Raw genomic sequence first — 13,433 nt, forward strand, 5'->3', positions numbered from 1 at the left:
CGCCGGGCGTTCGCCCCCTCGCGGGGTTTTGCTTTGACCCGCAGCCCCGGGCGCTGCCATGCTGGCGGCTCCTACCTTCGCTTGGCTCGAATCCATGGACCTCAAGAAGCTGCCTCCGTCGATGCTGGCGTTGCTCGGGTTGGGCTGCCCCGGCGTGGGCGCGTGCCTGAGCCCACCGGTCGATTCCGTCGAGGCGAGCAGCAGTGGGGTCTCGACCGGCAGCATCAGCGCCACCTCGAGCCCGCCCCAGGACACCACCGCGGGCCAGGAGAGCGAGGTGGGTCCGTGTCTGGGCCCAGTCGAGGAGACCTTTGGCACGAGCAGCAGCTCGGGTGGCACGACCACGATGATGGGCTCCGAGACGGGCTCGGACTCCGGCTCCGGCTCCGGCTCGAGCTCGGGTTCGGGCTCGAGCTCCGGCTCCGACTCGGAGGGCGAGGGCTCGACCACCTTCGTCCCGTGCCTCGCTCCGCCCGGGATCGCGCCCGACGACCTGCCCGATGACGTCGAGTCTCCCGCCCGTTCCGCTCGCGTGGCTGCCTCGCGTCGCGAGGCGCTCGAGCAGGTGCTCGACGCGCTCCCCGCCGACGTGGCCGCACGCCTCCGCAAGACCATTCCCTGAGCCCGAGCCCGCGAGAATCGACCATGAACCTGCGCAAGCTTCCTCCTTCGATGCTGTTGGCCCTGGGCCTCGCGTGCGGCGACAAGGGCGATGGGGGCGACACCACCACCGTCAACGCCTGCCTGTCGCCACCGGGGCCCGAGACCGCCACCGGACCCTGCCTCGACGTGGAGTCGTGCCTCTCGGAGACGACCGGGTTCTCGACCAACGATGGCACCAGCACCAGCACCGGTGGCAGCGGCAGTGGGAGCGGTGGTGACTCGACCTTTGGTCCCTGCCTGTCACCCGAGCCGCCCACCGACTCGGGCACCGGCAGCGACACCGATGCGGGTACCGACACGGGCACCGGCTCCGGCACTGGTACGAGCGGAATGATGGGCGACGAGCCGCCGACCACCCGCGCCGCTGCGGTGGGTCGCGTGCTCGACCGTGGCGCGTTGCCGGGCGACGTCGCCGCGCGTCTGCAGCGGGTGCTCGACCGCAATCGAGAGTAGCGATCGCCCACCATCGATGGACGCCCTGCCATGAACCTGCGCAAGCTCCCGCCTCCGATGCTGCTCGCCTTGGGCCTGGCCTGCAGTGCAGAAGAGAACGAGACCGAGGGCTCCTCGACCACCGGTCTCGGTCCGATCTCCCAGGGCACCACCGAGATCTCCACGAGCGCGTGCCTCGACGTGGGACCGTGCTTGCGGTTCGACCTCCCGCCGGCCGATTCCACCACCGGCCAGTGTCTCGACACCGGCCCCTGTCTCGAGCCGCCGTGGGAGACCACCGGCAGCGGCTCTGACTCCGGCAGCGGCTCGGGCTCCGGTACCGGCTCGGGCTCCGGTACCGACACCGGCTCGGGCTCCGACACCGGCTCGGATGGCACCGGCATGATGGGCGACGAGCCACCCTCGCGCGCCCATGCGGTCCGACGCGTGCTCGAGCGCGGCGCGCTGCCCCCCGACGTGCTCGAGCGCCTGCGCACCACCGTCCTCGGAACGAAGGACTGAACCCATGTCGGTGCTCGAAGCCAGCGCTTCCCCGGGGGCCGCTCACATTCCCCGCCTCGACTTCGAACTCGCGCCCGGCTGCGACCACCGCTGCGCCCACTGCTACAACGTGTGGACGGCCGAGGACGGCGACCCGCAGGCCGGCTACGACACCGGCGGTCAGCTCTCCACGCCTGCATTCAAGGCCTTGATGACCAAGGCCATGCAGCAGACCGGCGCCAACCACATCACCATCACCGGGGGCGAGCCGCTGCTGCGCAAGGACGCGCTCGAGCTCATCGAGCACGCGGGCGAGCTGGCCTCGTCGGTCACCGTGATCACCAACGGCAGCCACGTGAGCCTCGACGTGGCGCGGCGACTGGCCACCTCGGGCGTCAGCTCGGTGCAGCTCACCCTGCTCGCCGCCAACCGCGAGGACCACGATCGCCTCAAGGGCGCCGAGTGCTTCGACGACACCGTGCGCGCCGCCGTGAACCTGGCCGAGGTCGAGGTGCCCGTGCAGGTGTGCTTCGTGGCCATGCACGAGAACGCCGACGCCTTCGCCGACGTGATGGAGCTGTGCTTCGCGCTCGGCGTGGGCGGCATCTCGTACAACCGCATGTCGCCCACCGGCGGAGCCATCCACCACATCGCCCGGCTCATGCCCACGGTCGAGCAGATCGAGCGCAACCTCGACGTGGCCGAGGCGCTGGGCCGCCGCTGGGGCATCCGGGTGGCCACGGCCATGCCGATCCCGCCGTGTCTCATCCGCCTCGAGCGCTACTCGTGGATCGACTTCGGGTTCTGCAGCACGGGGAGCACGAGCCCCAACATCGTGATCGACGGCACCGGTCGCGTGCGCAGCTGCAACCTGGCCTCGGGCGTGCTGGGGAACCTGCTGCACCAGGACTGGGCCGAGATCTTCGCCAACCCCTACCAGCGCGACTTCAAGCGCAACGTGCCGGCCATGTGCCGCGGCTGCGCCTACGAGCACAGCTGCCAGGGTGGCTGCAAGGAGAGCGGCTTCGCCACCTTTGGCGACCATGCCCATCCCGAGCCGCTGCTGTGGCTGGCCCAAGACCCCCAGGCACGCGAGCTGCTCGCCGCCGAGGTGCCGCAAGCGGTGGTGCCCCTGCGCCGGCTGCTCGGCTCGCGCGGGCGCGCGGCCGACGAGGTGAGGCGCGGATGACCGCCACTGCGCCCGGGGTCCTGTTGATCTCTCCGGGGATCATCAAGTGGACCGACATGGACTTCGGGCTGCCCCATCTGGTGAGCATGGGGGGCTACCTGCGGCGCGAGCTCGGCGTGCGCGTGGAGCTGCTCGACCTGAACTACGAGGGCGGCGACCACCACCACCTGCGAAGGACCATCGAGCAGCTCGGACCCCACCTCGTCATCGGGCTGTCGTGCTACTCGAGCTTCGACTACATGCGGGTGATGGCGCTGGCGCGCTTCATCAAGCGCTGCTTCCCCGACGTCCCGCTGGTGAGCGGGGGCTACCACGCCAGCGCGCTGCCGGACGACGTGGTGTTCGACGGCTCGCCGTTCGACGCGGTGGTGGTGGGCGAGGGCGAGCGGCCCATGCTGGAGGTGGTCCGGACCTTGCTGGGAGGCCAGCCGCTCGACCGCCGGATCTACGGGCCCGATCAGATCGAAGATCTCGACACCCTGCCGCCCTACGCCTGGGATCTCCTCCAGCGCTACTGGCCGCGCGCACGCGACATCGGCCGCAAGTTCCAGATCTACCTCGCGCGCGGCTGCCCCTATCACTGCACGTTCTGCATGGAGCGGGCCAAGAGCGGCTACAAGTGGCGGGCCTACTCGTCCGAGCGCGCCATCGACGAGCTGCGACGGCTCTCGCGGGTCACCGACCTGAGCCACTGGGTGATCAACATCGCCGATCCGCTGTTCGGCTTTCGGCGCCGCTGGCGACGGGAGGTGCTCGCGGGGATCATCGAGCACCGGCTGTTTCCGCGGCAGTACTGGACGCTCACCCGCAGCGACGATCTCGACGAGGAGGACGTGTCGCTGCTGGCTCGGGCGCGCTTCTCCATCGGCATCGGGCTCGAGAGCGGAAGCCCCCAGATGCTCACCTTGATGCAGAAGGGCAACAAGACCGACGCCTATCTCGAGGCGATCGGGCGGCTGGCGCGGCTCAGCCGCGACCACGGGCTGAACTGGGCCACCAACGTGATCGTGGGGCACCCGGGCGAGACCATGGCCTCGATGAAGCAGACCCGGGAGTTCTTGGGGGTGCTGTTCACCTCGGCCAAGGAGACCTGCGGCTGGTTGTCGATCGATCCGTTTCGGCTCTACCCGGGCGCGCAGGTCCACGAGGCCATGGAGACCTACGGCAAGCTCCACGGCACCCGCTTCTACCACCCGCAGTGGTGGAAGAGCTGGTACGACGGCTCGTTCATGGCCGAGCACCTCGACGCCAGCACCGAGGTGACCTTCGAGACCCGCGTGCGCTTCATGTACGAGGCCTACGGCCCGCTGATGCAGGAGATCCAGCGGCGCTTCCGGGGGCAGGGCCGCAGCGTGGATCGGGTGTTCGCGCGCAGCCTCTACGAGCAGGCGCGGATGATGAGCCCCCAGATGCGCGACCTCTTGCTGCAGCGGGCGGCACGGGCCAAGGCGCGGCTGGCCGCACGGGGCAGCGAGCAGGCCGCGCCCGTGCTCGACGTGCCGATCGGGCTGCAGATCAAGGATCCGTGGGTCCGCTCCCGCGAGCAGGCCGTGCGACGGCTGCTGCACGACGGGGTGCTGCGCACGGCCGACCTGATGGAGGCGCTCTTGCAGGTGGCCCCCGAGCGCTTCATGTCCGAGGACGATGCGCGCGCCGTGCTGGGCGAGCGCCGCTTCGACGAGCGGGCCGAGGGCGAGCTCTGGCCCTCGCTCGAGATGCGGGTGATCGCGATCGGGCTCGAGGCGCTCGAGCCCGCGCTGCGCGACCGGGTGGCGGTGCTGGGTGAGCGCTCGGGGTATCTGAGCGCCGTGCTCTCGCAGCTGGTGGGCGAGCGCGGGCACGTGCTGGCGATGCGCTACGAGGTGCAGGGCGAGGGCGCGGGGCTCGAGGGCCTGGGCAACGTGGAGGCGCGGGCGATCGACCCGCGGCGGCCGCTGCTGCTCGAGGGTGCGTTCGATGGGGTGTGGATCGGCGCCGCGATCCCGCGGGTGCCTCGGGGGCTGGTCGAGAACCTGAACGAGGGTGGGGGACGGGCGATCGCGTTCGTGGGTCCGCGGTTTCGGCCGCAGGATCTGGTCTCGCTCACTCGCCACGACGACGAGCTGGTCGAGCGCCGCGTGGCGCGGCTGCGGGTGCCGGTGCTGGTGGGGGCCGGAGGTTGGCTGCGCACGCCACCCGTGGGTCCGGCGCGGGCGGCCGAGTGAGCGCGATCCGCTGGGAGCGCGCGCTGCCGCCGGCGCTGGTGTTTCACGTGCTGGCGCACCTGCCGTTGGGGCGCGATGCAGCGTCGCTGTTCGACGAGACGTTGCCACGGCGCGCATGGGTGAACGAGCTGCTCGAAGCCTACGCGGCGGCGCCCGGTCGCTTGTGGGTGCACGCGCTGGGGCTGCGGCATCGCGAGGGGATGGAAGCGCTGCGCGAGGCACCACCGCCCGGGCTGCGCGACGAGGCCGGCCAGCGGCTGCTGCGGTGCTTGCTCGACGCGATGGCCAGCGAGCGCGAGGGATTGCTGCAAGCGTGGCAGGCGAGCGCCGTCGAGGCGGATGCGCGTCGAGCCGAGGTGATCACGCGGATCGCCGAGCCGCTGACCATGCTGCGACGTGCCCTGTGGGAGCAGCAGGGCGAGCCGCCGCCGCTGCTCGTGCTCGACTGCCCCGCGCTCGGCCTGGCCGGCCGCGGCGCCTCCGATGCGCGCGGCCGCGTGGTCGCGGTGAGCCTCGCCGCCCCCGTCGAGCACCTACTCTGCCAGATCGTGCACGAAGAGATCCACCCGGTCACCGATCCCATCGTTCGCGAGTCATCCCGTATCACCACCCAGGACACGCGTGCGGGCACCCCCGGTCATGCGCTCCACGGCGCGCTGGAGCATGCGGCGATCGAGGTGGGCGAGGCGCTCATCGAGGCTCGAGCGCCGCAGTGGTCCGGCGCCTACGCCCGGTGGCGGGGACGGTTCGGGTGATCCACGCGAGCGCCGCAACCCGCCCCCGCCGTCACGAGCAGCCGCCCGCGTGCGTGCAGGTCAGGCTCACGGTGGAGCCCGGCCACTGTTGCTCGTGATCGAGGGGTGAGTTGAAGTCCCAGGGGTAGTTCACCAGCGGACCGCCGCCGAAGCTCACCGCGCTCATGGTCAGCTGGTGAGGACCGCTGAGGAACACCGCGCCCGACTCGAACGAGTAGCCCCCGCTGATCAAGCTGCCCGGGCCTACGTTGCACACGAAGTCGGAGTCGGACAGCGTCGCGGGTGCGGTGAGCGAGGACAGGCTCACCGCCCCCGCCCGGTTCGACTGGTTGCCGCTGAAGTAGGAGCCATCGATGCTCACCGCGCTGTGGCTGGTGTGGATCGCTCCCGCGTGCGTGCCCCAATTGTCGATGAAGTCGGAGGCCGACACCTCGAGGACCCCGTCCGTCATCACGATGGCCCCGGCGCTCAGCTGCGACGGAGGGAGGCTGCCCAGGTTGGTGAACAGCGACCCCTCGATCAAGACCGTGCCGCCATCCGCGAGGATGCCCCAGGGCGGGCTGCTGCCCGGCAGCCGCCACCCATGGTCACCGTCGAAGATGCTGTCCACCACCTCGAGCTGACGGGCGCCCGTGGCGTCGCGGTAGTCGATGCCTCGCACGTGAGGCTCGAGGCGGACGTCCTCCACCAGGAGCTTCACGACACTGACGATCGCCGTGTTGGAGTTGGCGATGGTGAGCCCCTTGATCGTGTTGGTTCCCCCCAGGTAGTTGTTGGCCGCGAAGCCCCAGCTGTTGCCGCCGCCGTCGAGTACCACCTGATCGCGACCGCCGATGCCCACCACCGACGAACCCGCATAGGCGGAGATGCGGGTGGGCCAGATCCCGGGGCAGATGTTGAGGGTGGCCCCGGTGGGCACCTCGTAGAGCTTGGTGTCGCCGAAGACGCTCGGCAGCAGGTCCTGGGTGACGTTCTGGACCGTGGCCCCGTGGTAGAGGGTGGCGAAGCTCATCTGGTCGACATCACCGTCGCAATCCTGGTCCACCCCGTCGCAGTGCTCCACTGCGCCCGGATGGATGGTGGGATCGGTGTCGTCGCAATCCTCCGCCAGGGGAAAGCCATCCCCATCGGCATCGAGGAGCTCGTCTTCGGAGGGAGTCTCGGCACACTCGGCCGGGCCACAGTCGCCGCCGCTTCCTCCTCGGCCCGAGTCGGGTCCGATGTCGGCGTCGGGGTCGAGCGCATCCTCGGGAGTGGCGGCGTGGGCCGCCGGAAACGAGACGGGAGCGAGGCCGAGCGCCAATACTGCGCTCGCCCGGGCGAGTCGAGACACCATGGAAACCTCCATCGGGGTCGCGGGCCAAGTGCCCGCGTCCACTCGAACCCCAACGTAGCACCCCACCGGCCGCCGACGAGGCGATGTCAGAGATGGGAAAGGGTCCCGCCGCTCACAGCTCGTAGCGCTCGCTGATCTCCTCGACCCACCGCATCGCTCGCTCGCGCTCCTCTCCCGCAGGCAGCTCCAGCACCACCTCGGGCCACACCAGCGGGTGCTCCCAGCCCTCGGTGAGCGCCCGCAGACGTGCATGCAGCTCGGTGGCCGGCAGCTCCTTGGGCAGGCACACGTAGGCGAACACCCCCGGCAGCTCGGTCTCGCCATCGTCGGGATCCACGTGCCGGTAGCGCTCGTCGCTGCGCACGTCGACCACGCCGCCCATCGCCTGCAACGCACCCTCGAGCGAGCTCCAGGCCTGCTCACCGGGATGGGTGCCATCGAGCGACCAGCAGCGAAGGCCACCGGGGCTCACCACGTGCACCACGGGAAACAGCGCGATCCAGTCGTCGCCGTCGTCCTCCTGGTCGTCGCCCTTCTCGTCGCCCTTCTCGTCCAGATTGAGCGGGCCGGCATCGAACACCACCAGGTCGGCGAAGTGCTCGGGCCGCTTGGGGCCGGCCATCTGAATCACCCGAGCGCACACGGGGCTGCGCCGCTGCGCGAAGTAGTCGTTGTGGGTGCCGTCCTCCTCGATGAAGCGCACCCGGCACAGCCCCATGGGGGTGTCGACCGGGCCCTCGGCGTCGAGGCCCTCGAACTCGAGCTCCAGGCGGCGGGCCGAGTCGCGCAGCTGCGCCCATGCCCCCACGATGGTGGCCGCCGTCATGCGATCCCAGTCGTGCTCGCCCGGGGGCAGGCTCTGGGCGAGCACGTCGAGGTGGGCGAGGGCCTCGGCATGGTGACCACGGCGAAGCTCGAGCGAGGCCAGCCGATGTCGCGGCACGCGAGCGTCGGGATCGAGCCGCAGCAGCTCGCTCAGGCACTGCGCGGCACCGTCGAGCTCGTCGAGCCGCATGTGGCTGCTGGCCCGCAGCCAGAGGCCCTGCGCCCGCAGACCCTCGCCCTGCATCGAGGCCTCGACCAGGGCACGCAGCGCATCGTGGCGACCCTGCGCCAGCAGGATGCGACCCAGCTCGGTCAGCGCCAGCTCGGCGTCCGGGTGGTGCTCGACGTGCTCGCGTAGCTGGGCCTCGGCCCGTGCCTCCAGCCCACACGCGGCCAGGCCACGCGCCTGCATCACCACCAGCGGCTCGTCCTCGGGCCAGCGCCGCCGCGCGTGCTCGAGGATCTCGAGCGCGGCCTCGGGCTCGCCCGGCAGCGAGGCCCGCACCTGCTCGGGGTCGTCGGCCAAGAGCGGCACCGCGCGGTCGGCCGTGCGCTCCACCGCGTCGCGCAGGGCGTCCACGCCGATTCGCTCCGGCTTGCGCAGGTGCCCGCACAGGCGCTCGGTGTCCTCGAGCGCGGCGCGGGCCACCGTGAAGGCGCCCCGCGCCACCGCCCACTGGGTCGCGAACGCAGCGAGCCGCGTGGCCAGGAACCACGCCCCGTTGGTCTCGGCGCGCGCCATCATCGTGCGTGCCTGCTTGCCGAGCTCCCAGTCGTTGGGCAGCACACCGCCCTCGAGCAGCGCATCGATGGCCTCGACGTAGTCCTCGTAGTGGCTGGGCGTGGGCTGCACCACCTCGAACGACGGCATCGCCTCCTTGGCCTCGGCGTGGCGGCCCAGCGCAGCGAGCACCCGTGTGCGCAGCAGCTCCACGTCGACCTCGCGGCTCGCGCCTCCCTCGGGCTCGGCCTCGTGATCCTCCATGAGCGCCCACGCTTCCTCCACCCGACCGAGCGCCAGCAGGGCGCCCACCCGTGCGGTCACGAAGCGCGGCACGTCGCTCACCCCCGCCTCCACCGCGCGGTCGATCTGCTCCTGCAAGAATGCCAGCGCCTCCGCATGGAGCTCGTCGTCGCGCAGCGCATCGGCGTGCTCGATGCTGATGCAGCGAAAGCAGGGCCACGAGGGATCGATCCGTCCCAGCGTCTCGGAGGCCACCGCCAGCCGCTCCTTCACGTAGCCCGGGCCGTCGGCGCACGAGTAGCAGGCCGCCAGATCCTGCACCACGCAGATGCTCTGCGGGCACTGGCGGGTCTCCTCGCGATTGGCGAACTCGAGCAGCTCCACCGCGTCGGCCAGGTGCTCGCGCGCCTCGTAGCGATGCAGCACCCGCGATTGCAGGGCCCAGTGCCGAATGAACACCTCCACCCAGGGCTTGCGCGCCGCTCGGGCCAGCGCCAGCGCCTCGGGAACCACCGCCTCCACGCGCCCGTGCTCGTCGTCGCACACGAGCGTGGGCAGCTCGCTCATCAGATCGGCCAGGCGACCATGCCCGCTTTGCCGCAGCTCCCGCTTGGTGGCCGAGACCCAACGCCAGATGTCCATGTCATGCCTCTCCCCGAGCGATCTGGGTGACCGCCCGACAATAGCCCGCCAGCGCCTCGTCGATCGGCATCAGCGGCCGGTCGCCCTCCGGCTCGGACAACAGCCCCAGGAGCGGCCGCAAGAGGGCCAGCGCCGCCTCGGCACGCTCGGGCGTCGCGTCCAGCAGCGCGGGGATCACCTCGCATCCGAGGTTGACGTAGACCCGCAGCAGGGGACGCTCCACCAGGGTGCCCGTGAACTGCCGCGCCAGCCCCAGCACCGCGCTCGCGATGCGCTTGTCGGCCTCGTCGGACTCGATGCGTTGCTTGAGCTCGGCCTCGCGATCGGGCACCACCACCAGCGGCAGGTGCTCGGGGGCGAAGCTCGCGGGCACGACCTCGGCAGAGTCTCCGCCAAACCACGCCTGCAGCCGCTCGGTCTGATCTTGGGGCAGCGTCTGGCGGCGAAACAGCTCGCGGTCGCCCCCTTGCGTGCCCACCATCACCAGCCGGCCGTGCCGTCGCTCGGCGTAGGTGCGGCAGAACGGCAGCGCTCCGTAGCGCACCCCCTGCACCACGGGCACCTTGAGCGCGCGAAACAGCAGCTCCTCGAAGCCCCCGCGATCGGCCTGGCTCACGTGCAGGCGTCCGCCCGAGCGCTGCAGCACGGTGGCCACCGCGAGGTCGCCCTGCGAGGTGGGCACGGTCAGCTCGTCGCACAGCAGGTCGAACAGCCGCGCATCGCACAGCGCCGCGCCCAAGAGCGCCTCGTTGTGTCGCCGCAGCACCGTGCGCCACGCCGCCGGCTGCTCGCTGGCCAGCCCGCGCAGCCCCTCGATCAAGGACTCGCGCACGCACGCCTGGACCGCCTGGTAGGTCGGGTCCTTCTGCAGGCTCTCGCGGCTGGCGGTGGGCTGTAGCGCATCGCTCTCGATCACCGCCCCGCAAAAGCCCGCCCACGCGGGCAGCAGGTCGCGCTCGTCGTCGTTGATGAGCATGCCCCGCACGAACACCGAGACGTTGCGGTTGTCCGAGGTGCCATAGGTGGCGCCGTCCTGGATCCACAACAGGCCCCGCACGTCGACCGCGTCGTCCGGCGTGGAGCGGACCGGCAGGGTGCACAGCGGCTCGAATCCGGGTTCGAACCGGCGCACGACCTCGAGCGCCTCTCGGCGGCGGCGCACCGGGTTGGGCTCGGGCTCGTCGCGGCGCCACGGAGGCGGCGTGGCATTGACGGCCGGGCCCTCGCCGCAGTGGATCGGCACCTGCAAGAGGCCACAGTAGCGCTCGAGCAGCGCCCGCACCGGCCGTGCCCGCGACAGCTCCTCGAAGCGCGAGGCCAGGTGCAGGGTGACTCGCGTGCCCACCGGTCGCGCGGGGGCCGGCTGGATCACATAGCTCTGACCGCTACGCGAGCTGAACGACCACGCGCGCTCCGGGTCCTGGTAGGAGCACGTCCACACCTCGATGCGCTCGCTGATCACGAACGCCGACAGGAACCCCAGGCCAAAGTAGCCGATGAGCCCCTCGTGCCCGCTGTCGCGAAGCGTACGGGTGTAGCCCGAGCCGATCGTGGCCAGGTAGCGCTCGATCTCCTCGTCGGTGAGCCCCGCGCCCGTGTCCTCGAAGCTCAGGGTGTGCGCGTTCGCATCGGTGGAGACCTCGATCCTCGGCTCGAACGGCAGTGACGACTCGACCTCGCGACGCACGCAGGAGTCGTGGGCGTTCTGCACCAGCTCGCGGATCGCCACGTTGGGCGACGAGTAGAGGTGCTCGCCCAACACCTTCATCAAGCCGGCGAGATCGACCTTGGTCTGCTTGAGGGACGGATCCGCGGTCACGGGGGCTCCACCCTAGCAGGGTCTCAGCGTCCCGTCCCGCCCCGCGGATGGCCCGTGGGCGCGTCCTCCTCCACGCCGAACAGCACCCCGACCTGCAGGGGCAGGCCGTCGAACGGCTCGACCACCATCACCTCGTCGGCGCCCGCCACCCGTGCGACCACGTACCCCTCGTTGCCGTGCCGATACACGGTGAGGGTGCGGTGCTCGGGATCGACGATCCACACGTGCTCGACGCCATGGTGATGGTAGGTGCGCAGCTTGGGCCCCAGATCGCGCGCGGCGGTCGAGGGCGAGAGGATCTCACAGACCCAGTCGGGTCGAATGCGAACGGGCCAGCCCGCCGGGCGCTCGGGGGTGCGATCGCGCCGCCAGCCGGCGACGTCGGGGCGATAGAGCTCGTGCGGCTCGAGCTCTACGTCGACCTCGACCGCAATCCACCAGCCCACCGGACCACCACCACCCGGGCCGCCCCCGAAGCGCCGGGCATGGGCGGCCGCCGCCCCCTGGGCCTCGCCGTGCTCGAACGTGGGGCTGGCCTTCTCCACGATCATGCCCGCAACGATCTCGTACGGCCGGCGCTCGTCCTCGACCGGGAGGTCGAGCACCGTCGCCAAGCGCCGCATGGGCTCCACGGACATCGCGAGTCGATCGTAGCCGGCCGCCTCCGCCACGACCACCCTGGGCGTGACCCGACGGCCAGGCCCTCGGGCAAACCCTTGGGAGCAAGGGCGCGCGAGCGCGAGGTCGGCGTCAGGCCCCGCAGAACATCCCGAGCACGGGCGAGGTCCCCGGGTTGCAGTTGCACGGATCGTGGGGACCGAGGATCTGCCCCAGCGTGCACGGCGAGCAGTTGTAGTTGGTCCCGGCCGGGTCGTCGGCGGTGCAGTAGAACCGCCACGGATCCAAGGGGGTGCCGCAGTTGCAGCCCGTGCACTCGGGCGGCCCCCAGCCGACCACGCCGCCGTTCTGGATCACGCAGTTGGGATACTCGGTCATGCACACGGCCATCGCCACCGCCACCGGATCGGGGAAGCAATCGCCCGAGAAGTGACAGGTCATGTCGCAGTGGACGCCGCCCTCGCACTGCTCGCCCGCGCTCGTGTTGAGCAGCCCGTCGCCGCACACGGCGAGCGTGCAGTCGGTGTCGCAGGTCATGGACTCGCCAGCGTCGTCGCACTCCTCACCGGCGGTGACGTTGGTGTAGCCGTCGCCGCACGCTGCCAGCGTACAGTCCGGGTCGCAGAAGCCCGTCTCGCCCGCGCTGTCGCACTCCTCGCCTGCGAGGCCGTTGGGGTAGCCATCGCCGCACTCGGCCGGCGTGCAGTCGATGTCGCAGGTGGCGTTCTGGCCGCCTTCGTCGCAGATCTCGCCCGCGGCCTCGTTGAGCGTGCCATCGCCACACTCCACCAGGGTGCAGTCGGAATCGCAGGTCGCCGTGCCCATGCCCTCGTCGCACTCCTCGCCCGCATTGGGGTTGATGAGGCCATCGCCGCACACGGCGAGCGTGCAGTCGTCGTCGCAGCCGAGCGAGAATCCGCCGTCGTCGCACTCCTCGCCCGCGGCCGCATTGGTCACGCCGTCGCCACACAGCGCGCTGGTGCAGTCGTCGTTGCACAGCTCGCTGCGTCCCAGGTCGTCGCAGGTCTCGCCCGCGGTGGTGTTGACGATGCCGTCGCCGCACGCCGCCATCGTGCAGTCGGCGTTGCACAGGGTCGACTCGCCACCGTCGTCGCAGATCTCGCCCGCCGTCGCGTTGAGCGTGCCGTCGCCGCAAGCCGCGGGCGTGCAATCGGCATTGCACGTGGCCGACTCCCCGCCGTCGTCGCACTCCTCGTCACCACCCACCACGCCGTCTCCACACACCATCGAGTCCGAGTCCTCGGAGGCCACGCCCGACGAGGACTCGGCCGGGGTGAGGCTCGTACCCGTCGAGTCCTCCACGATGCCTCCCGAGGTGGACGCAGCCGACGTCGACCCGACATCGACGACCGGTGGCCCGTCGTCGGGGCACCCCGCCGCGAGCGCGAGGAACGACACCAGGGTCCATCGAGGGAGGCGGCGCGGCGGCAACATGAGGCGCCCAGGATAGACTCTCGTGGTCCC

Annotated in this window: 11 protein-coding genes; 6 read left to right on the forward strand and 5 right to left on the reverse strand. The window is 71.0% G+C overall.

Features of this window, described 5'->3' with window-relative positions; all coding sequences use genetic code 11:
- Positions 1-94 precede the first annotated feature (94 nt).
- Genes OEB96_RS02470 through OEB96_RS02495 form a run of 6 tightly spaced genes read left to right on the forward strand, consistent with a single transcriptional unit; the run spans position 95 to position 5,744 of the window.
- Entirely contained in the window at positions 95-622 is a 528-nt protein-coding gene (locus tag OEB96_RS02470; protein ID WP_266213789.1) for a hypothetical protein, read from the forward strand.
- Positions 623-645: 23 nt separating this feature from the next.
- Positions 646-1,116, forward strand: coding sequence for a hypothetical protein (locus tag OEB96_RS02475; RefSeq protein ID WP_266213790.1), 471 nt, complete (start codon positions 646-648; stop codon positions 1,114-1,116).
- Between the two features lie 30 nt (positions 1,117-1,146).
- Positions 1,147-1,617 (forward strand): hypothetical protein, encoded by a 471-nt coding sequence (locus tag OEB96_RS02480; protein ID WP_266213791.1) that lies wholly within the window; start codon positions 1,147-1,149, stop codon positions 1,615-1,617.
- 4 nt (positions 1,618-1,621) lie between these two features.
- Positions 1,622-2,785, forward strand: coding sequence for a radical SAM/SPASM domain-containing protein (locus OEB96_RS02485; protein WP_266213792.1), 1,164 nt, complete (start codon positions 1,622-1,624; stop codon positions 2,783-2,785).
- Entirely contained in the window at positions 2,782-4,989 is a 2,208-nt protein-coding gene (locus tag OEB96_RS02490; RefSeq protein WP_266213793.1) for a B12-binding domain-containing radical SAM protein, read from the forward strand. The genes OEB96_RS02485 and OEB96_RS02490 overlap by 4 nt, the downstream gene beginning before the upstream one ends.
- Positions 4,986-5,744, forward strand: coding sequence for a hypothetical protein (locus OEB96_RS02495; protein ID WP_266213794.1), 759 nt, complete (start codon positions 4,986-4,988; stop codon positions 5,742-5,744). The genes OEB96_RS02490 and OEB96_RS02495 overlap by 4 nt, the downstream gene beginning before the upstream one ends.
- A gap of 31 nt (positions 5,745-5,775) precedes the next feature.
- On the opposite strand, the gene OEB96_RS02500 is transcribed toward OEB96_RS02495, so the two are convergent.
- The 5 genes from OEB96_RS02500 to OEB96_RS02520 form a co-directional block, all read right to left on the reverse strand.
- Positions 5,776-7,080 carry a putative metal-binding motif-containing protein gene (locus OEB96_RS02500; RefSeq protein WP_266213795.1) on the reverse strand — a complete coding sequence of 435 codons (1,305 nt, stop codon included), beginning with the start codon at positions 7,078-7,080 and terminating at the stop codon, positions 5,776-5,778.
- A 112-nt stretch (positions 7,081-7,192) separates the two neighbouring features.
- Positions 7,193-9,511, reverse strand: a complete 2,319-nt coding sequence (locus OEB96_RS02505; RefSeq protein ID WP_266213796.1) for a tetratricopeptide repeat protein — start codon at positions 9,509-9,511, stop codon at positions 7,193-7,195.
- 1 nt (position 9,512) lies between these two features.
- Complete coding sequence (locus tag OEB96_RS02510; protein ID WP_266213797.1) at positions 9,513-11,330, reverse strand: ATP-binding protein; 1,818 nt, start codon at positions 11,328-11,330, stop codon at positions 9,513-9,515.
- A 23-nt stretch (positions 11,331-11,353) separates the two neighbouring features.
- On the reverse strand, positions 11,354-11,968 hold the full coding sequence (locus OEB96_RS02515) for a Uma2 family endonuclease (RefSeq protein WP_266213798.1): 615 nt from the start codon (positions 11,966-11,968) through the stop codon (positions 11,354-11,356).
- A gap of 112 nt (positions 11,969-12,080) precedes the next feature.
- Positions 12,081-13,403, reverse strand: coding sequence for a hypothetical protein (locus tag OEB96_RS02520; RefSeq protein WP_266213799.1), 1,323 nt, complete (start codon positions 13,401-13,403; stop codon positions 12,081-12,083).
- Positions 13,404-13,433: the final 30 nt, after the last annotated feature.

The organism is Paraliomyxa miuraensis, assembly GCF_026337845.1.
GTDB lineage: Bacteria > Myxococcota_A > Polyangia > Nannocystales > Nannocystaceae > Paraliomyxa > Paraliomyxa miuraensis.

Excerpts from the sequence above, each read along its gene's own strand:
- OEB96_RS02470 (WP_266213789.1), top strand. The coding sequence starts at position 95 with ATGGACCTCAAGAAGCTGCCTCCGTCGATGCTGGCGTTGCTCGGGTTG.
- OEB96_RS02475 (WP_266213790.1), top strand. The coding sequence starts at position 646 with ATGAACCTGCGCAAGCTTCCTCCTTCGATGCTGTTGGCCCTGGGCCTC.
- OEB96_RS02480 (WP_266213791.1), top strand. The coding sequence starts at position 1,147 with ATGAACCTGCGCAAGCTCCCGCCTCCGATGCTGCTCGCCTTGGGCCTG.
- OEB96_RS02485 (WP_266213792.1), top strand. The coding sequence starts at position 1,622 with ATGTCGGTGCTCGAAGCCAGCGCTTCCCCGGGGGCCGCTCACATTCCC.
- OEB96_RS02490 (WP_266213793.1), top strand. The coding sequence starts at position 2,782 with ATGACCGCCACTGCGCCCGGGGTCCTGTTGATCTCTCCGGGGATCATC.
- OEB96_RS02500 (WP_266213795.1), bottom strand. The coding sequence starts at position 7,080 with ATGGTGTCTCGACTCGCCCGGGCGAGCGCAGTATTGGCGCTCGGCCTC.
- OEB96_RS02505 (WP_266213796.1), bottom strand. The coding sequence starts at position 9,511 with ATGGACATCTGGCGTTGGGTCTCGGCCACCAAGCGGGAGCTGCGGCAA.
- OEB96_RS02515 (WP_266213798.1), bottom strand. The coding sequence starts at position 11,968 with ATGTCCGTGGAGCCCATGCGGCGCTTGGCGACGGTGCTCGACCTCCCG.
- OEB96_RS02520 (WP_266213799.1), bottom strand. The coding sequence starts at position 13,403 with ATGTTGCCGCCGCGCCGCCTCCCTCGATGGACCCTGGTGTCGTTCCTC.